Raw genomic sequence first — 17,681 nt, forward strand, 5'->3', positions numbered from 1 at the left:
GACCCCGGAATCGACAGACGCGGGGCATGGGGTGAGGCCAGCAGCAGCACGGCGACCAGGCCGGCGCGCACGATGCCACCGGCAGCGGCCTTGACCGCGAGAGCGGTCGCCGAGCGCGCGGTGCCTGGGTCCGCCTCCGCGCCAAGGGCTGGCCGATTATTGGCAGGGACCGATATACAGGAGTCGGAAGTAGTGCCGGAACAGAACCCGGCTAGCCACTCTGCCGAACTGAGGGTCTGGCGGCACCAGAAGGGCGGCGCTGGTCGGGCTGCTGGGCCTCTACATGGCGTACCGGAGCAGGAACGGAACCTGCCAGGCGATGACGATGTCGGCCGTTTGCCGGGCGGCGCCCCCCGGGGACGCCCAGTGAGGCGCTGCCCGTCCTTGATCAGCCGTCTTGGCCCTGCGGTCCGACGAACTGCATGGAGAGGTGGGCCGGATCGCTCAGCGGCTCAGGCAGACGCCAGCTTCCGGATGCGCGGATGGTTCTCCAACGCCCACCGCACGGTCTTCGGTGGGCGTCCGAGCAGGGTTTCCAGCTGGTCGGTGACGCCGCGGTATCCGCCGCCGCCCATCAGCCGGGTCAGAGTCTTCAGGTGCTCCGCGGTGTGTGGGAGCGCGCCCAGGACGGTGTCGACGTAGGTCTCGTTCCAGGTTTCGACGTCTTCGGGAACGTAAGTGACCTGGCGTCCCAGCGCGGCCGCGTAGTCCTCCGCGAACCCGTGCATGTCCTTCAGCTCCGGGCCGTTGAGGTCATAGGACTTCGAGATGTGCGGAGCCGGGTCCGCCAGGATCTTCACGCACAGCTCCGCCACGTCGTAACCCGCGATGGGCGCGAGCCGGTGGTGGCCGAAGGGCAGGCGCAGTTCACCGTTGGCCAGCGGCTCCAGCGCCAGCCAGGTCATCAGGGGGTTCTCGACGAACATGGCCGCCCGTATGTTGACGGTCGGGAGGCCGGACCAGTCCAGCACCTGCTCGGCGACCCAGTGGGCGCGCTGCTGCGGCGACCAGTTGGCGACGAGTCCGCCGAGCCACGCACGCCGCTCTTCCTCCGGCGCGGTCATCTTCTCGAACGTCATGAACGACTGCTCGTACTCGGAGATGTTGACGAAGACCTCGATGTCGCCCTGGGCCCGTGCCGCGGCGGCCATCAGGCTGACGGCGTCGGTGTAGTACGGCGACAGGCTCATGCTGAAGTAGATGCGGCGGACGCCCTTCAGTGCGGCGCTCACGTCGGCGATGGTGAGCAGGTCACCGACGAAGACCTCGGCCCCGGCCTGGCGGAGCGCGTGCGCACGTTCGTCGTCCTGGCGCACGAACGCGCGCACCGGGTGCCCTTGTTCGAGCAGCATGTCGACCGTCGTTCGGCTCACACCGCCGACTTCGCCGGCGGCACCGGTGATCAGGATGGGGTTGCGCTCTGACATCAATGTGTCCTCTGTCTGGTGGGGGGAGTCAGCTGTTGAGAAAGCCACGAGGCGGGTGCCGCGTAACGTCATCGAGGCGCGGAGCCGTCGATGCGGGTGAGGAAGTCGAGGAGTGCGGCGTTGACCTCGACGGGACGCTCCTGCTGTGTCCAGTGGCCGCAGCCCGGCAGCACCACCGGGCCCTGCAACTGAGGCGCGACAGCGCTCAGCGGGTTGCCCGGGCCGCCCTGGCCACGGAAGATCTCGCTCAGCGAGGGACCCCCGTCCGGGCCGCGCAATGAGGTGACCATGTCGCGGTCTCCCACGACGTACAGCGCGGGGACGTCGATTCCGCGCCCCCGGAACGGCGCGAGCAGTTCGTTGTTGCGTTCGATGTTCCGGTACCAGTTGAAGGCTCCGGTGAACGCCCGCTCGCCGTGCAGGGCGAAGTCCTCGGCGTACGCCTGGATGTCCTCCTCCGTCAGCCAGGCCGGAAGAGCGGGCGATTCCGGCATGATGTCCAGGAGGCCCAGACCGTCGGGTATGACCAACGGGCTTGGTTCCCGGCCGAGCGGATTGTCGCCCGAGGCACCGACCAGGAAGCGGCGGAAGGAGTTCGGGATGTCCTTGGCGAACTCCGCGTCGGCAACTCCCGGCTGCTGGAAGTAGACCTGGTAGAAGCCCTCGCCGTACTGAGTGCGGGTGATCGAGGGCGGGACCATCCCGCCGGGCAGAATGGGCGGAATGCTGAGCCCGGCCACCGCGCGGACCTTGTCCGGCCGCAGCATCGCCGTGGTCCAGGCGACGGGTGCACCCCAGTCATGACCCACGACGACCGCCTGCTCCTCCCCCAGCTCCTCGATCAGGCCGATCACGTCGCCGACGAGGTGGAGCAGGGTGTACGACGCCACGTCCGGCGGCTGCTCGCTACGGGCGTAGCCGCGCTGGTCAGGGGCGACGACCCGGTATCCGGCCGCCGCCAGCGCCCCGAACTGGTGGCGCCAGGAGTACCAGCTCTCCGGCCAGCCGTGCAGCAGCAGGACCAGCGGCCCCTGCCCCTGCTCGGCGATGTGCAGCCTGACCCCGTTCACGTCAACGAAACGGTGAGTGAGCGAACCTTCCACAGCAACCTCCTTGAATGCGTGCTAATGCTTCAGCTGGGCGTACATGTCTTCCAGGTCGGCAGACAGCTGCGACTTGACCCAGCGGGTGATGTCGTCGGCCAGCACCTCGTGCGCTCCCGCCTCGATGCCGTCGAGTGCGGCCACGGCGATGTCGCGGGGGTCGGCCTTGGGCGCGTCGACGCCCGAGGTCATTTCCGTGTCCACGTAGGCCATGTGGAGCCCGGTCACCGCGATGCCGCGCGGCTGCAACTCCAGGCGCAGGGAGTTGGTCTGCGACCACAGGGCGGCCTTGGAGGCGCCGTAGGGCGTGCCGTCCGCCAGCCAGGACAGAGCGGAGTGGGCGTTGAGGATGTGGCCCCCACCGTTGCGCTCGATGACCGGCACGAAGGCCCGGGTGACCAGCAGCGGCCCGTAGAAGTTGGTCTCCAGATCCCGGCGCACGTCCTCCATCGGGGAGTCGAGGTACGAAGCGCGGACGGAGGCGCCGGCGTTGTTGATCAGAATGGTGACGTCCTGGGCCTGCTCGGCGGCCGCCGCCACAGATGCCGGGTCAGTGGCCTCCAGCGCCAGCGGAACGGCATCGGGGTGAGTCACCGTGCGCGGGTCACGGGCCGTGGCGTAGACCTTGCCGGCCCCGCGCGCATAGAGCGCCTCGACCAGCATCTTGCCGATGCCGCGGCTGCCTCCGGTGACGAAGACGCTGGCGCCCTTGATTGCTGTCATGACTACCTCCACGAAGATGAAAACCGATCGGTTTCACTACCGTAAACCGATCGGTTTCGTCATGCAAGTCGGGTTGAGGAAGGTGACTGCGGCGCGCGGTATCGAGGGGGGCCGGGCGGCGCTCAGGCTTCAAGGGCTGGCCAGCCGCGTGTCCATCGGTGAAATCGGTACTCGCCGGGCGCAGGCCGGTGGGGCCGCGAGCCTGCCAGCAGGGATCGACGTGGCCTGGCTGGACCTCAGGTGGGGTTCAGCGGAGTGACGCGAGGAGTGGCGTTCCCGTACGGCTCGGTGTCGCCGACATGCTCGGCCGCGCGTTCCGAGTCGGCGGCCAAGGGCGGTCAACTGCCGGCGGCGCAAGGACAGCCCAGGTACGGCAGGCAGGTTGGCGAGGCTCGCAACGACAGGGAAGGCAGGCCCGACGGCCCCGGCGACCTCTGTGGCGACGCGACCTCGCGACGAAAGACCCAGTCCCCGGGGGCTGGCGCGCGGCCCCATCGGACGGATCGCGCATTCTGCGACTTCCCTCCGATTGCAGGGAAGCAGGGGCTGAGGCCATGGGTGCTCCTCCGGCTGCCGGAGTCGGGCATCAATCCGAAAGAGCGCTTCGGTCGCCGATCCTGCTCGAAGATAGGGCGGATCAGTGCATGTCTGCGGCATCGAGCAGGGTGGTCAGGGTGGGCACGATGAGCCCGGTCAGATTGTCGGCGCCGATCCCCGCTCGGGCGCTGGCGCCGTCGAAGACCAGGATGAGCTGCCGGGCCAGCAGGTCGGGATCGCTTGCCCCACCCCGTTCGGCCTCGGAACGGAAAAAGGCCATCAGGTCCGCTTTGATCTGGTAGGCCACCCGGCTCGCGGGGTGGGCCTGATCCTTGAGCTCGATCTGCACAGCCAGGTACCGGCAGCCTTGGAAGTCGGGCGCACCCGCCTGCGACTCCACCCGCTCGAAGACGTACAGGATCCGCTCGCGGGGGGAACGGCCATCGTCCGCCGGGGGCAGGGCCTTCGCCACGAAGGCAGCGGAACGCTCCTTCAGGCTCGCCGCCAGCAGTTCATCCTTGCTCTCGAACAACTGGTACATGGAGCGCTTCGACACCCCCGCTGCCTTGCACAGCGCCTCGACGCCGATGCCGACGCCGTCGCGGTAGGTGAGCGCGGCCGCGGCCTCCAGCAGCCGCTCCCGGGGACTTTGCTTCACTTCGGTAGTCATACCGCGAGGTTAACTCGAATCGGACGAAAAAGAAACCGATCGGTTTCCGTGGAGTGTCGGGGGACACTCCCGCCGCCGGTCGGACGCGTACAGGCCGCTCAGAGGCTCGGCGACGGTCTTGGGGGAGAGACCGTCGCCGAGCCCTGATGGTGCACGCGCCTCTCGTCCCCACGGGGTGACGCACACCGGGGCCACTCCGAGTGATGGCCCCGTCCTGGGTGAGCCGCGTTCCGCTACGCCGGGGCAGCGGTCTTCGCGGGCTCCGTCTCGGCGGGGATGCGGTGCAGCCCCTTGCGGTCGTACCAGCCCGTCATGCCGAAGCCGAAGAGGGCGGCTGCCGTGAGGCCGACGGCCATCATGACCCAGCCCCGGGTCAGGCCGGCGTCGGCCTGGGCGTCGTAGTAGAGGATCGAGCGGATGCCGCCGGTGATCTGCCGCAGCGGTTCGAACTCCGCCAGGAAGCGGTAGAAGCCGGGCAGCGCCTGAAGCGGCGTGGTGGCGCCGGCCGTCGGCACCGCCATCCCGATGAAGACCAGCGTGACCACCAGCATGCCGGGCGTGCCGAAGACGGCAAGGAGGGTGAGCGCACCGATCCCGGAGACCGCGATGGCGCACACCGAGAACAGCCACAGCAGCGGTAGGTGGGCGGCGTCCATGCCCATGAGGCCGATCGCGCCCACCATGACCAAGGTTCCCATCAGCAAGGACAGCCCGGCCATGAGAGTGCTGCTGATGGCGAGGGTCTGCACCCGGGTCGCCCGGATCAGCGGGCGGTGCAGGCGCAGTGGGCCCATGTCGTTGTGGGTGTAGCCCAGAGCGTGGTCGACCTGGCCGCTGATGACGTTGGCGGAAAGCATGCCGACGACCACCAGGACCAGCGCGTAGTAGAACGCCGTCAGGCCCAGACCGCTGTGCGAGTCGAGCGGATGGCCGTCCTCGACGGCGACGGCGGCCGGGTCGGCCAGCAGGACGCGTGCCGCGGCGGGTAGCTTCGCCTGTCCGGTCCCGCCTTGGGGCGTGAGCTCCTTGCCCACCTGGAGCGAGGCGTTTTCGGCCGCCTGTGTCGTCGCAGTCCGGGCCAGGCTGGATCCCACGCTGCCGGCGGACTGGTTGGTCAGCACCGTCAGCGTCGGACGGGTCGGGACCCCGGTAGTCGCGGCACCGGTGAGTGCGGTGGTGGCGGAGGTGAAGTCGGCGGGGACGACGAGCGCGCCGTACAGCTTGCCCTTGCCGAGTTCCTCCTTCATCTCCTTCTCGTCCATCACCTTCCAGTCGATCTTGCCCCCGCTCGCGGTGGACTTCTTGATCGACTCGGTGATCCGAGCCCCCAGGTTGACCTGCTCGCCGCCGACAGCGGCCCCCTTGTCGGCGTTGACCAGGCCGACGGGCAGATTCTTCATGTGATCGACGGGATCGATGTTGGCCCCGACGTAGAACACGGTGAACAGCAGCGCGAGGACGCCCGTGATGACGCCGTTGGCGATCCACAGGGGTTTGGCACGCAGGACGCGGAACGGGTGAATCCCACTCATGACTTACTCCGGTCTCGGACAACACGCTCATATCCGGAGAAGGGCGGACAGCTTCATTGCGGTCCGGTGACCCTCGGAACGCTCAACCTCGGCGCACACGGCCGTCGACGCGGAACCGGGGATACAGCACCCCGCCGGGACTCCGGCTGATGAAACCGGTCGGTTTCAAGTCCATCGTAAACCGATCAGTTTACAAACTCCAAGTCCAGGCGTCGCGACGGCAGCGAGGACCGAAGAGCCTCGGGTGAAGGCGCTTCGGCCTCTCGGGAGGGTTCAGCCCGTGGCGACGGGGACCCGCTCGCCGGCGGTGTCGTCGGCCGGCATGTCGGTCTCCTTGATGCCGAACCGGTCGTAGAAGCGGGCGAGTGGGCCCGGAGCCCACCAGGCCGCTCTGCCCAACAGCCTCATGACGGCCGTTCCCAGCAGGATGCGCACCACCAGCACGTCCACCAGGACCGCGAACACCATGCCGACACCGAAGAGCTTGATGGTCAGCACATCGCTCATCCCGATCGCCGCGAGCGGCACGCACATCAGCAGCGCCGCGCTCACGACCAGGCGGCCGATGGACTGCAGCCCGCTCGCCACGGCTTCCGTGCTGTCACCTGACTTGTCGTACTGCTCCCGCATCCGGGACACCAGGAACACCTCGTAGTCCATGGAGAGTCCGAAGATCAGCGCGAAAAGCATGATCGGCATGTTGGGCTCGATGTTGCCCGTCGGATCGAAGCCGAGCAGGTTGTGCAGATGGCCGTCCTGGAAGATCCAGACCAGGACGCCGAAGGTCGCGGTCAGCGACAGCATGTTCATCGCGATGGCCTTCAGCGGCAGCAGCACTGAGCCGAACGCGAGGAACAGCAGGAGGTACGTCATCACCGCGATGTAGAGCAGCATCCACGGCAGGGTCTCGCCCAGTGCGTCCAGGGTGTCGTCGTAGACCGCCGACTCGCCGCCGAAGTACGCGCGGGCGCCCGGCGGTTCGGGGACGTCCTTGAGCCGGTTCACCAGGTCGCGCGCGTGGGGCGAGATGGGATTGCCGTCGTAGGTGACCGACACCCGGGCCGTGGTGCCCTCGACTCCGGTGATCCGGGCGCTCGTGGCGCCCTCGGTGGCGCCGAGCCGCTCGGCGTACGCCTTCAGCGCCGCGCCCTGGTCCTTCGAGGTGCCGTCGGACTTCAGCACGAGCAGGGAGTCGATGGACTTCACCGCGTCGCCGTCGAAGTCGTGCTCCATGGCGTCGAAGACCTGGCGGCCCTCGGAACTGCTCCGCAGTTGCTGCGCGTTGATGGAACCGAACTCGATCTTCGAGAACGGCAGGGCGAGCGTCAGCAGCAGGCCCGCCGCGCCCACCACCACAACCCGCCGCCGCCGCATCAGGCCGTGCCCGAACCGGTACCAGGCACCCTCCCCTGCCGCCGTCGGCCGCCCTGCCTTCTTGCGGCGCAGCGGGAAGGCGTTGACCTTCGGTCCCATGACGGCGAGCAGGGCGGGCAGCGCGACCAGTGAGAAGAGCACCGCCAGCAGGACCGCGGCCACACCGCCGTACGACATCGACTTCAGGAACGTCGACGGGAAGAGGGTCAGGCCGGCCAGCGCCGCCGCGACCGTGGTGCCGGAGACCATCACGGTGCGCCCGGCCGTGGCGAGGGTGCGCCCGATCGCCGCTTCGCCGGTGTAGCCGGCCGCCAGTTCCTCGCGGTAGCGGCTGACGATCAGCAGGCCGTAGTCGATGGCGACCGCGAGACCCAGGATGGTGACCAGGCTCATGGAGAACACGGACACGTCGGTGATGTTGGCGATGGTCCGCAGGACGGCCATCGAACCGAGGATGGAGAGCACGCCGACGAGCAGCGGGAGGAAGGCCGCGGTGAGACCGCCGAACACGACCAGCAGGAGCAGGAAGAGCACGGGGGCCGAGATGATTTCCGCGATTCTCAGGTCGTGTTCGATCTTCTCACTGGCCTGGTGGCCGGTGGGCACCGTTCCGCCCTGCAGCGTCTGAAGGCCGGGTGCCGGGATCTTGTCCTTGACCGCCTCGTACGCGTCCTCCTTGGCCTTCTCGCTGCTGCCGTGGAGGTTCAGGGCAACGTAGGTGGCGTGCCGGTCGTGGCTGACCTGCGTCGGCATCCTGGTCGTCCAGAAGTCCAGGTAGCCGGTCACCTCCGACTTCGGCAGGGACGCCAACTGCTGGACGACCGCCTGCTGAAAGGACGGGTCGTCGACGGTGCGGTCCTCGTCCCGGTAGACGATCACCGCGTCGGGTGTCCGCTGCGGGAACGCCTTCTCGGCGATCTTGGCAGCGCGCACGCTGTCCGAGCCGGGGTCCTGGAAGCCGAGCGGTGTCAGCGAGCCGAAGACTCCGGCACCGTAGGCCCCGGACAGGACGGCGAACAGCAGGGTCAGTATCAGCACCGGCTTTCGCCTGCGGTACAGCAGACGCCCAAACCCCTCAAACATGACTTCTCCTAGATCGTTAGCCGGCGCCGGGCAGGACCGTCCGAAAGTCGGCGCCAAACGAACCGTAACAGTGTTTTTATTGCTCGACGCAACGCGGTTGCACACCTCTCATCCGGAGAGGGGTCGAGCGACCCTGCCCTGAACTGCCGATATGCAAGAGGATCTCGTTCGGAAGTGGCGGGTCCTGACGTGGGGCGCAGCGGACGACAGCAAGCCAAGGCGATACCGAGAAGCATTCGTAACGGCGTTGCAATACGATGGCGCCATGGCCAGGCTCAAGACACATGACGAAGCACTCCGGCTCCGGCTCCTGCACCGCGCGGCCGCCACGGTCTTCGACCGCGGCACGGCCGCGCTGAGCCTGCGACAGCTCGCTGCGGACGTGAAGACCTCGACCACGGCGGTCTACTCACTGTTCGGCAACAAGGCGGGTCTGCTCAGGAGCCTGTACGAGGAGGCCGCGCGGCTCTTCGCCGCACGCCTGGCAGCCATCCGTCCCACGGACGACCCGGCCGGCGACGTGATCCGACTTGGGCTCGTCTATCGCGAATACGCCATCGCCAACCCGCATCTCTACGCGATCCTCTTCTCCGACCGCAGCGTTCAGTGCCCGTCCGAGTCGGAGCCGGAGAGGCCGCGTGAGGCCATCGAGACCTACCGGCCCCTCGTCGACGCCGTGCGGCGCGGACAGCAGGCAGGGCAGTTCGGTTCGGAGTCCGACCCGGAGGTCATCGCGCTGTCGGTCTGGGGAACGGCCCATGGCCTGGTGTCCCTGGTGCTGTCGGGGAACGAGCCGCCCGGGCTCGCGGTCGCCGACTGCTATGAGCGGGCCCTGGGGGTATTGGTAGCGGGGTGGCGAGTGAGCGAGGGGGAGGTTCAGGGGTTCGCGGACGTGCCGTGAGCCCGGAGCCGGTACCGCTCCGAGCCTGAACGTACGGTTCAGCGCGACTCTTTCGGGTCGCGTCCCTCGAGGTGGGACCTACGACCAGAACGGCTTCTCCGGCCACCCCGATCACATCCAGGCGAACCGGATCACGATGGCAGCGCTCTGTCGCTGACCGGGATGACGTCGAAGGTGTACTGGACGACGGCGCCGCGCTCGATGATGAAGAAGTTCGGGCAGATCATGCGCGATTTGGGCGCGGACCGGGAGGAGCCGGGTCCGTCCGAGGCCGGAGAGGGGCCCGAAACCGGCCTGCCCGACCAGGAAATCACCACGTGGGTGGACACCACTGAGTTCGGCAGCCAGAAGTTCGACGCGCTGGCCGCGCACGCCAGCCAGGGTCAGAACATCTTCTTCCTGCGGAGGAGCAAGGAGAGGTTCACTCAGCTCATGAGCGTGGAGACGTCCGTCCGGGTCCTCGACACCACCGGCGCGCCCCCGCCCGAGAACGACCTCTTCGCCGGCCTGCGCTGAGCTCCAGTCACCGACCGTCCTTCGGACACACGGAGAACCGCAGCCTGCACACGCCGCACCCCGAGCGACGTTGTCGGAGCCTTCTTCAAGGCGGACGACGCGCGTGCTGTCCTCGTTGAAGGCCAGGCCCCTCGGCGCCGGCCACACCGCGAGCTGCTGCTTGACCTGTCGGGCCCGTCCGCACAAAGCCATCAGATGGTCGGCATAACGGATCGCCACCGGGTGCCCGGCTCAAACCTACCGGCCTGCCTCATCCCATCAGGAAGGTATGGGCCCCCGGCTGCTTCATCCAGCCCATGCGGGGCGACGTTCAACAGCGTCGAGCTGACACCCCGCCTTGTGGAGCCCTCTCCTCCGACCAGGCGGCCGCCTGACGCGGGCCGGAGAGGTCACACGAGCCTGACCGGCCCGGCGTCGATCGGCAGGCGGACCAGGAGATAGGGCTTGCGGCGCAGGTCCTTGCCCTCGTGGAAGGGCGAGAGCCGGTTGAGCTGGTTGGCGATGGCGTACAGGTGCCGGTCCGAGGCGACGGACAGGGTGTCGACCCAGAGCAGATCGCGTCCCTGGGCGAGGGTCCGGTAGGTGCCGTTCGGGCTCCTGCGCCAGATCGCGTTGTGTTCGAGGTCGCCGCCGTAGAGCCGTCCCTTGTCGTCGCTCTCCAGGCCGTCGGCCATCGGCTTGAACCCCAGGTCCTCGACCGTCGCCGCCACCTCGGCGTCCGTGGCGTCCGGGTTGGCGAGGGCGTCGGTGGACACGCTGTGCAGCCGGCGGCTGGACAGCGGGCAGTAGTAGAGGCGCGTGCCGTCGGCGCTGAGAGCGATGCCGTCGGAGCCGGTCTCGTAGTACGTGGGCTCGCCGCCCGCGGGGCGGACCATGAAGGGCTCACCATCGATGACCGGAAGGAACCGCTCGTCCGGGAGTGCCGAGGGGTGCCCGGTCAGTCGCCGCCAGGAGCGGCCCGTGGCGAGGTCGACCACGACAATGCCGTTGGAGCCGCCCGAGTCGGTGATGAACGCCGTGCCTTCGGCGCCGCGCCGCAGGTCGAAGCGCACGTCGTTGAGGTAGCTGTTCGCCGGCACCACCTCGGGCGGGAAGAGGATCTTCCGTACGATCCGGTCCGTGCGCAGGTCGACCGCCACGAGCTTGGGACCGCCGTAGGAGGACCCGGCGAACCCCGGGCTTCCGGTGTCGAGAATCCACAGCCGGTCGGCCCCATCGACGACGACGCTCTGCACCGACTGGAAGTGCCCGGCCAGGTCTGAGGCGTCCTGACGGTTCACCTCGGCGTCGGGGTAGGCCACCGGCTTCCCGCCGCGCAGTTCGGCGACGGTGAACGGAACGTCGTCGCCCCAGCGGGGAAAGTTGACGAAGATCCGGCCTCGGCGCGAGACGGTGACACCCGTCGGCATCGCACCCCAGAAGCGGGCAACGACCGCGTAGTGAACGGCTGTTGAACCGGAGGGGGAGGAGGAGTAGGCGTAGGCGTAGGCGGGCCCGGCGAGTTGGGTGGCGGCCAGCGAAGCGGTGGTCGCCGCAAGGAACGTACGTCGGTTCATCGAAGCGTCTCCTGGAGGTCAACTTGCTGGAAGGCGCGGCGAGTTGCCGCATCACCTCGGCGCGTGGGGGAATTGGCCGGACGTCTGCCGTGGCCGGTGGAGGACGGTGCCTCCAGCAGCCGCTCTCGGGGAGTCGGCTTCGCCCGCCTGGTCAGGGCGAGCCGGAGTCCACCTGGACGGCAGGTACCTCGTACGTTCCTGCGACCTGAAGTCGTCCGCCGAGGACATCGCCTGCGGCTGCCGCCAACTCCTGGAAGGGGAACGGGGTCAAACGGCCGGTGGATCTGGTGCTCTCAGGGCTGCCGGGCTGCCGGGCGGGTCTTCGCGACCATGCTGCGGTCCCCCGAGGAGACCATCGCGTGAATGGGTACGGTGCTGACGCTCATGAGCGTCGCAAGGCCCCGGCGGCCCTGCTGGCGGGCGAGCGCCGGACCCATGAGGTGCATCAGGGCGGTGAGGGCCGGCATCGGACGCCCGAAGAGCGTGATTTCCGTGATGCGTGCTTGGTTGTCGAGCCGCAGCATCTGCACCTCCTCGAACGACTGGGAACCCACCCGCGCCCGGTAGACCAGGGCGTAGGTGTCGCCCTCGCCGGTCTGGGTGTGGTAATGGACGTCCTTGACCGCCGCGAACGCCGAGGTCAGGAAGTCACGCAGCTGGTCAGATCCCTCGAAGCGGAACTGGTCGGTGAGAGGCGAGCTGAGCACGACGTCCGGGCTCAGGCACGCGACCGCGGCGTCGACATCACCGCGTTCCTCGGCGGAGCGCCAGCGCGCGATGGTAGTAGCGGCGGAGTCCAGGGTCTCGGACACGGGTCTCTCCCGGTATCAACGGCACGAACGGGTTTGTGGGTCGCGGGATGCGCGGGTGGCAGATGTCAGCCGGTGAGCTTGTTCATGCTGCGGATCTGCTTGTCCAGGACCCAGGCGGGAACGAAGCGGAGCATGCGCGCGCGTCCGGCCATCGGGCCAGCGGCGTAGCGCAGTTTCGGCTTGGTGTCGGTGGCTGCCGTGACGATCGCCTTGGCGACCACGGCGGGGTCGTCGCCGGCCTTGATCGCCTCCGTCATCAGGCGGTCGAAGACGTGCCGCTGGTCGGCGTAGGTCTGCAGGGGGCTGTCGGGCTTGGCGCTGTTGGCCTCGAATCCGGTGTTGGTGTAGGCGGGTTCGACCAGGAGCGAGCGAACCCCGTACTGGCGGACCTCGTGGTCCAGGGACTGCGAGTAGCCCTCGATCGCGTGCTTGGACGCGCCGTAGACGGCCATGTAGGGAGCGGGGATGAAGCCCTGCACGGACGAGAGGTTGATGATGCGTCCGCGCCCCCGGGCACGCATGTGCGGCAGGACCTCCTTGACCATGCGCATGACCCCGAAGACGTTGATGTCGAAGACGCCCTGGGCCTGCGCGAGTGAGGTTTCCTCGACCGCGCCGATCGAGCCGACGCCGGCGTTGTTGACCAGGACGTCGATCCGCCCGAACCGCTCGATCACCTGCTGGACCACGGCGGTGACCAACTTGTCACTGACCACGTCGAGGTCGAAGAACGTCACACCCTGGAGCGGGGTGACGCGTGAGGTGTCGCGGCCCGTGCCGGCCACCTCGAAACCCGCCGCGACCAGCGCGAGCGCGGTCTGCTTGCCGATACCGGAGGACGCACCCGTCACCAGGGCCACCGGCCGATTTGTCGTCATCATGCACTCCCGAAGCCATCTGGGAAACCGGCCGGTTTCCCCTTGACCTCACTGTAAACCGATCGGTTTCCACTGCGCAAGCTCAAGCACGGAACTGATCCCGGGCCGCGTCGCCGGCCGGCTTCAAGTCGAGCTGACCGACGCCCGCCGGCATGGCGGCGCGCGCCGGATGAGCAGGCGGGAGAGACGCGACAGCACCATCAGCGCGCTGCGATCGCGAGTTCGGGCCCAAGGGCTGCTACGGCATTTCCGCCGAGGCGATTGCCAGGCAGGCCGGTGCCACGCAGCCGTACCTCTTCCGACTCTTCCCGGGCGAGAAGGCGACCGCCGCCACCTTGACGCGGAGCACGGAAGAACGCCCTCCTGGCGTTCGACAGATGGCCAAGGACGGGCGGCACGAGCGGGCCTCACATGCCATGAGCAGCTCAATGGGGATCGGATACGTGCGGCTGGTCTCGGCACACCCCGAAAACGCTGCAGATGCAGGTACGGGGATGTCTGGTCGCGGCAGCCGCCAGGCACACCAAGCAGCAGAAGCCCTCGGCGGCGTCGGGTGGGACAGGCGCGAGCCCGATGCCGTCGACGATAATCACCAGCTGGGCGCAGTGCTCGATTCTGGCGAATGCGTCCACCGCGCGAATGGACAGTGACTGCGGTCGAGGACGCAGGCACCTAGCGGGTTTGGGCAGCTGCGGGCGCCCAGCGATAGCGGCAGGGCCTGTCTGGTGAGCAGGGGGTGTGGGCTGCCGTCTGGTGCAGAAGCTCCTGAGGGAATCCGGCCTGCCTGATCAGAGCTGATCGCTGATGGCTCGGTAGGCCGCGATGTACAGGGTGTGGCACAGGTCGATCAGTTCTTCGACGGTGGCCTTCTGGTGGCCGAGCGTCCAGTCCACGAGCAGTTCGTTGACTCCGCCGACCAGACTCATCGCGGTCATGGCGAGCCGGCTGGAGGAGGCTTCCGGGTCAGATAGCGGTCCGACGACGGCGGCGACCATCGCGGCGAATTCGTGCAAGACGTCACGGCGCCGCACTTCGAGGCGGGGGCTGGCGCCCACGACCTCGATGAGCACCAGGCGGGCCTTGCGTGCGTCGCCGGCCAGTGTGCGGATGAAGACCTCGAGTCCGGCGCGCAACTGGGCGTCGACATCGGGTGCGGCAGCGGCTGCGGCCTGCGCGGTCTCGGCGATGATCGTAGTGATCAGCTCGTCGTAGACCCCGGCGAGAAGGTCTTCGCGGTCGCGGAACGACTCGTAGAAGTAGCGCTCGGTCAGTCCGGCGTGCGAGCACACCTGCTTGACGGAGGCCGAGGCATATCCGGCTGTGCCGAACAGGTCGAGGCCCGCCTGGATGAGGCGGGTGCGGCGCTCCTGCTGTCGCTGCGCCGCGTCGCGTCCGCCGTAGCGCCGCCCGGCGGTCTGTGTGCCGGTCATTTCTCCCCTTCGCAGAGGTGTTGACACCGGTGTGCTCCGAACTGACACTCTAGCTTGTCAGTTCATCTGACATGGTGTCGTGTCAGACGAGCGCGAGGTCCGCCGGCCGCTCGGCGCTCATGCTCAGGGCAAGAAAGGGGCTCGACCGTGGCAGCACCGCCCAAACACCCGAATACGTCCAGCCGGAGAGACCACGACAAGCTCGCCCGCACACAACCGCTGACCGGCCGAGTGATCGCGGTCACCGGGGCGGGCCGCGGAATCGGGCGTGCCGTCGCAGCCCGGCTCGCCGCGGCCGGAGCCGCCGTGGCGATCGGCGATCTCGACACGCGGCTCGCCACGGAGGCGGCCGGTGCCCTCAGCACGCGTCCCGGTGGCCGGCTGCTCGGGCTGCCTCTCGACGTCACCGATACACCTTCCTTCGAAGACTTCCTGCGCACCGTCGAGACCCGGCTGGGACCGATCGACGTACTCATCAACAACGCCGGAATCATGTGGGTGGGCCCCTTCGCGGAAGAACCGGAGGAAGCCGCCCTGCGCCAGTTCGACGTCAACGTCCACGGCGTACTGCGCGGGATGAAACTCGTGATCCCGGGAATGCGGAAACGCGGTCGCGGCCACGTGGTGAACATCGCCTCCGCCGCCAGCAAGGTCGCCCCGGCCGGCGAGGCGACCTACGCGGCGACGAAGCACGCACTCCACGGCTACAGCACAGCCGTCCGCGCCGAACTGCGCGGCACCGGCGTGCACATGTCCCTGGTGATGCCCGGAGTCGTGGACACCGAGCTGGCCGTGGGCACCGCGACCGGACCCACCCGACGCCTGACGACGGATCAGGTGGCCGACGCGGTGCTCGACGTCGTGCTGCGCCCGCGGTTCGAGGTCTTCGTTCCCCGCCAGGTAGCCGCCCTGACCCGCTTGGCCGCGCTGCTGCCGGGCCGAGCCCGCGACGCCCTGCATCACCTCCTCGTCCCCAACCAGCTCGCCGCCCTGTCCGACCGGTCGGTCCGCGCGGCCTACGAGCAGCGCACCCGCACCGCCCGCCACCCCGAAAGTTGAGCCCGTGACCACCACGCCCAAGCCGGCGCCCAGCGCGAAGAAGGCCCAGGACGCCGCCGCTCCGCGCCCCATCCCCGAATTCGAAGGCGTCCACGACGTATGGCCCCGCGGCGACCGGCTGAGCGCCGTGCGCAGCGCCGCGGCCACCTACCGGGAGCGGTTCGTCCAGCAGGGCCGCATCCACGCCGTCCGCAGTTTCGACATCGCCGCCGCCCCGTACCCGACCCGGTTCGGCTTCCACGGCGCCGCGCTCGCCGTCAACCCGTTCGTGAGCATCGTCAACCGGATGCTCGTCGTGCAGTTCGACGGCTTCGACGGCGAGCCGAAAACACTGGTGTGGGAGCCGACCGTCGCCGCCGGAACGGCTCAAGCGCCGTTCTACGCACAGCTCAAGCGTCTGGCGGGGGACTTTCTCACCGAGCACGTCTTCGCCCGCTTCTACCAGGACCCGAACACCGTCCTGCCCTCCTGCGGTCTGCGACCCGAGGACGTGGACTTCGTCAGCTTCGACCACCTGCACGTCCAGGACGTGCGCATGATCATGGGAAGTACCCGCACCATTCCCGGCGAACGGGCGCCCCGCGAAGCGCTGTTCCCGCGCGCCCGGCTGCTGGTACACCGCAGGGAGCTGGGCACCTTCGAATCGACGCATCCGATGCAGTGGGCCTGGTACGTCGACGGAGGCATGGACGGCGTACCGCCCGAGCGCGTCACCGCCTTCGACGGCGATGTCGAACTCGGCGTCGGCGTCAGCCTGCTGTGGACCCCCGGCCATACGGACGGCAACCACTCCCTGGTGCTGAACACCCCTGACGGCGTGTGGGTCTCCTCCGAGAACGGCATCTCGGCCGACAACTGGCAGCCCGAGCTCTCCCGCATCCCCGGGGTGCGCCGCCACGCCGCGTTCTACGGCCATGAGGTGGTGCCCAACGCCAACACCCTGGAGGACTCCCTCAACCAGTACGACTCCATGGTCAAGGAGAAGACCCTCGCCGACCCCAGCCGGCGCGATCCGCGCTGGCTGCAGATCCTGCCCTCCTCGGAGCTGGCCCCCTTCAAGCGGCACTGGCCGGTGCGGCCCAGCTTCCTCCACGGCGGTCTGAACTACGGCGAACTGACCCCTGCCGGTGGTCGCCGATGACCGGCCCGGCCGCCCGCCGGATCGCCGCCGACGGCGTGGAGCTGGCCGCCTACCAGTGGGGAACGTCCACCGCTCCTGCGGTGGTGCTGGTCCACGGCTATCCGGACACCAGCGCCGTCTGGCACCCCGTCGCCGACCGCCTGGCTGACCACTTCCACGTCACCGCCTTCGACGTACGGGGAGCCGGTGCCTCCCACCGGCCAAGGGGTCTGCGCGCCTACCGGATGTCCCGAATGGAAGCCGACCTGGAGGCGGTTCTCGACGCCGTGAGCCCCGACCGCCCGGTGCACCTGGTCGGACACGACTGGGGATCGATCCACTCCTGGGAATCGGTCACCGGCACCCGCCTGGCCGGGCGGATCGCCTCGTTCACCTCCATCTCCGGACCCTGCCTGGACCACGTAGGCCACCTGATCCGGGCCCGCCTCCGACCGCGGCACCCGGATCTGCCGAAGGTGCTGAGGCAGGCCGCACGATCCTGGTACATCGCCTACTTCCATCTCCCGCTCCTGCCCGCCCTGACCTGGAGAGCACTGGGACACCGCTGGCGCGCCTTCCTCACCGGCTCCCAAGGTGTGCCCGGGCACACCCCCTACCCCGCGCCGACGCTGGCCCGCGACGCCGTGTCCGGCACCGCGCTGTACCGCGCCAACATGCTGCCCCGCCTGCTGCGCCCCCGGGACCGGCCGACCACCGTCCCGGTTCAGCTCATCATCCCCACGCGCGACTTCTGCGTCACCCCGGTGCTGTCGTACGGAGTGGAGCACTGGACGGGGCAGATACAACGGCGCCCGATCGACGCCGGGCACTGGGCACAGCTCAGCCACCCCGAGGAGGTCGCGTCCCGGATCGCGGAATTCGCCCACCGCATCGAAGACGGCTCCCGCCGCACTCCGGACCGCACCGCGCACCCGATCTGACAGCCCAACAGACCGGCAG

15 protein-coding genes and 1 pseudogene are annotated in these 17,681 nt (G+C 68.6%); 6 read left to right on the plus strand and 10 right to left on the minus strand.

Annotated elements, in window-relative coordinates; all coding sequences use genetic code 11:
* Window positions 1-452 precede the first annotated feature (452 nt).
* The 3 genes from SAVERM_RS01115 to SAVERM_RS01125 all read right to left on the minus strand — a co-directional run bounded on the left by SAVERM_RS01115 (window position 453) and on the right by SAVERM_RS01125 (window position 3,253).
* Complete coding sequence (locus SAVERM_RS01115; RefSeq protein ID WP_010981576.1) at window positions 453-1,427, minus strand: NmrA family NAD(P)-binding protein; 975 nt, start codon at window positions 1,425-1,427, stop codon at window positions 453-455.
* 68 nt (window positions 1,428-1,495) lie between these two features.
* The gene (locus SAVERM_RS01120; RefSeq protein WP_197586336.1) at window positions 1,496-2,497 is read right to left on the minus strand and encodes an alpha/beta fold hydrolase; all 1,002 of its coding nucleotides are present in this window, start codon (window positions 2,495-2,497) and stop codon (window positions 1,496-1,498) included.
* A 54-nt stretch (window positions 2,498-2,551) separates the two neighbouring features.
* On the minus strand, window positions 2,552-3,253 hold the full coding sequence (locus tag SAVERM_RS01125) for an SDR family oxidoreductase (protein WP_010981578.1): 702 nt from the start codon (window positions 3,251-3,253) through the stop codon (window positions 2,552-2,554).
* Between SAVERM_RS01125 and SAVERM_RS01130 the strand changes: the two genes are divergently transcribed.
* Window positions 3,252-3,512, plus strand: a complete 261-nt coding sequence (locus SAVERM_RS01130; protein WP_037651038.1) for a hypothetical protein — start codon at window positions 3,252-3,254, stop codon at window positions 3,510-3,512. The two genes, SAVERM_RS01125 and SAVERM_RS01130, sit on opposite strands and share 2 nt — an antisense overlap.
* A 378-nt stretch (window positions 3,513-3,890) precedes the next feature.
* Here SAVERM_RS01130 and SAVERM_RS01135 read toward each other — a convergent pair whose 3' ends face one another.
* From SAVERM_RS01135 to SAVERM_RS01145, 3 genes are all read right to left on the minus strand, one after another.
* Window positions 3,891-4,460, minus strand: a complete 570-nt coding sequence (locus tag SAVERM_RS01135; protein ID WP_010981579.1) for a TetR/AcrR family transcriptional regulator — start codon at window positions 4,458-4,460, stop codon at window positions 3,891-3,893.
* A gap of 233 nt (window positions 4,461-4,693) precedes the next feature.
* The gene (locus SAVERM_RS01140; protein WP_010981580.1) at window positions 4,694-5,992 is read right to left on the minus strand and encodes an SNG1 family protein; all 1,299 of its coding nucleotides are present in this window, start codon (window positions 5,990-5,992) and stop codon (window positions 4,694-4,696) included.
* A gap of 273 nt (window positions 5,993-6,265) precedes the next feature.
* Window positions 6,266-8,449, minus strand: a complete 2,184-nt coding sequence (locus tag SAVERM_RS01145; protein ID WP_010981581.1) for an MMPL family transporter — start codon at window positions 8,447-8,449, stop codon at window positions 6,266-6,268.
* Window positions 8,450-8,714: 265 nt separating this feature from the next.
* Here SAVERM_RS01145 and SAVERM_RS01150 point away from each other — a divergent pair, with 265 nt between their 5' ends.
* A complete protein-coding gene (locus SAVERM_RS01150) occupies window positions 8,715-9,350 on the plus strand; it encodes a TetR/AcrR family transcriptional regulator (protein ID WP_037651035.1) in 636 nt (211 codons plus the stop codon).
* A gap of 76 nt (window positions 9,351-9,426) precedes the next feature.
* Window positions 9,427-9,866, plus strand: a pseudogene (locus SAVERM_RS01155) (PIG-L deacetylase family protein); the annotation flags it as partial.
* 389 nt (window positions 9,867-10,255) lie between these two features.
* Here the strand turns inward: SAVERM_RS01155 and SAVERM_RS01160 are convergent.
* The 4 genes from SAVERM_RS01160 to SAVERM_RS01175 all read right to left on the minus strand — a co-directional run bounded on the left by SAVERM_RS01160 (window position 10,256) and on the right by SAVERM_RS01175 (window position 14,542).
* Window positions 10,256-11,422, minus strand: coding sequence for an L-dopachrome tautomerase-related protein (locus SAVERM_RS01160; protein WP_010981584.1), 1,167 nt, complete (start codon window positions 11,420-11,422; stop codon window positions 10,256-10,258).
* Between the two features lie 293 nt (window positions 11,423-11,715).
* Window positions 11,716-12,234: a nuclear transport factor 2 family protein gene (locus SAVERM_RS01165; RefSeq protein WP_010981585.1), complete on the minus strand. Its 519-nt coding sequence runs from the start codon at window positions 12,232-12,234 to the stop codon at window positions 11,716-11,718.
* Window positions 12,235-12,299: 65 nt separating this feature from the next.
* Window positions 12,300-13,112, minus strand: a complete 813-nt coding sequence (locus tag SAVERM_RS01170) for an oxidoreductase (protein WP_010981586.1) — start codon at window positions 13,110-13,112, stop codon at window positions 12,300-12,302.
* Window positions 13,113-13,900: 788 nt separating this feature from the next.
* A complete protein-coding gene (locus tag SAVERM_RS01175; protein ID WP_010981587.1) occupies window positions 13,901-14,542 on the minus strand; it encodes a TetR/AcrR family transcriptional regulator in 642 nt (213 codons plus the stop codon).
* Window positions 14,543-14,689: 147 nt separating this feature from the next.
* Between SAVERM_RS01175 and SAVERM_RS01180 the strand changes: the two genes are divergently transcribed.
* Genes SAVERM_RS01180 through SAVERM_RS01190 form a run of 3 tightly spaced genes read left to right on the plus strand, consistent with a single transcriptional unit; the run spans window position 14,690 to window position 17,662 of the window.
* Window positions 14,690-15,601, plus strand: a complete 912-nt coding sequence (locus SAVERM_RS01180; protein ID WP_010981588.1) for an SDR family oxidoreductase — start codon at window positions 14,690-14,692, stop codon at window positions 15,599-15,601.
* A 4-nt stretch (window positions 15,602-15,605) separates the two neighbouring features.
* A complete protein-coding gene (locus tag SAVERM_RS01185) occupies window positions 15,606-16,742 on the plus strand; it encodes an MBL fold metallo-hydrolase (RefSeq protein WP_010981589.1) in 1,137 nt (378 codons plus the stop codon).
* The gene (locus SAVERM_RS01190) at window positions 16,739-17,662 is read left to right on the plus strand and encodes an alpha/beta fold hydrolase (RefSeq protein WP_010981590.1); all 924 of its coding nucleotides are present in this window, start codon (window positions 16,739-16,741) and stop codon (window positions 17,660-17,662) included. Before SAVERM_RS01185 ends, SAVERM_RS01190 begins: the two co-directional genes overlap by 4 nt.
* The last annotated feature ends 19 nt before the right edge of the window (window positions 17,663-17,681 follow it).

Origin of the sequence: Streptomyces avermitilis MA-4680 = NBRC 14893 (assembly GCF_000009765.2) — a bacterium.
In the GTDB taxonomy this organism is placed as follows: domain Bacteria; phylum Actinomycetota; class Actinomycetes; order Streptomycetales; family Streptomycetaceae; genus Streptomyces; species Streptomyces avermitilis.

Excerpts from the sequence above, each read along its gene's own strand:
- SAVERM_RS01115 (WP_010981576.1), bottom strand. The coding sequence starts at position 1,427 with ATGTCAGAGCGCAACCCCATCCTGATCACCGGTGCCGCCGGCGAAGTC.
- SAVERM_RS01130 (WP_037651038.1), top strand. The coding sequence starts at position 3,252 with ATGACTACCTCCACGAAGATGAAAACCGATCGGTTTCACTACCGTAAA.
- SAVERM_RS01125 (WP_010981578.1), bottom strand. The coding sequence starts at position 3,253 with ATGACAGCAATCAAGGGCGCCAGCGTCTTCGTCACCGGAGGCAGCCGC.
- SAVERM_RS01135 (WP_010981579.1), bottom strand. The coding sequence starts at position 4,460 with ATGACTACCGAAGTGAAGCAAAGTCCCCGGGAGCGGCTGCTGGAGGCC.
- SAVERM_RS01140 (WP_010981580.1), bottom strand. The coding sequence starts at position 5,992 with ATGAGTGGGATTCACCCGTTCCGCGTCCTGCGTGCCAAACCCCTGTGG.
- SAVERM_RS01145 (WP_010981581.1), bottom strand. The coding sequence starts at position 8,449 with ATGTTTGAGGGGTTTGGGCGTCTGCTGTACCGCAGGCGAAAGCCGGTG.
- SAVERM_RS01150 (WP_037651035.1), top strand. The coding sequence starts at position 8,715 with ATGGCCAGGCTCAAGACACATGACGAAGCACTCCGGCTCCGGCTCCTG.
- SAVERM_RS01160 (WP_010981584.1), bottom strand. The coding sequence starts at position 11,422 with ATGAACCGACGTACGTTCCTTGCGGCGACCACCGCTTCGCTGGCCGCC.
- SAVERM_RS01170 (WP_010981586.1), bottom strand. The coding sequence starts at position 13,112 with ATGACGACAAATCGGCCGGTGGCCCTGGTGACGGGTGCGTCCTCCGGT.
- SAVERM_RS01175 (WP_010981587.1), bottom strand. The coding sequence starts at position 14,542 with ATGACCGGCACACAGACCGCCGGGCGGCGCTACGGCGGACGCGACGCG.
- SAVERM_RS01190 (WP_010981590.1), top strand. The coding sequence starts at position 16,739 with ATGACCGGCCCGGCCGCCCGCCGGATCGCCGCCGACGGCGTGGAGCTG.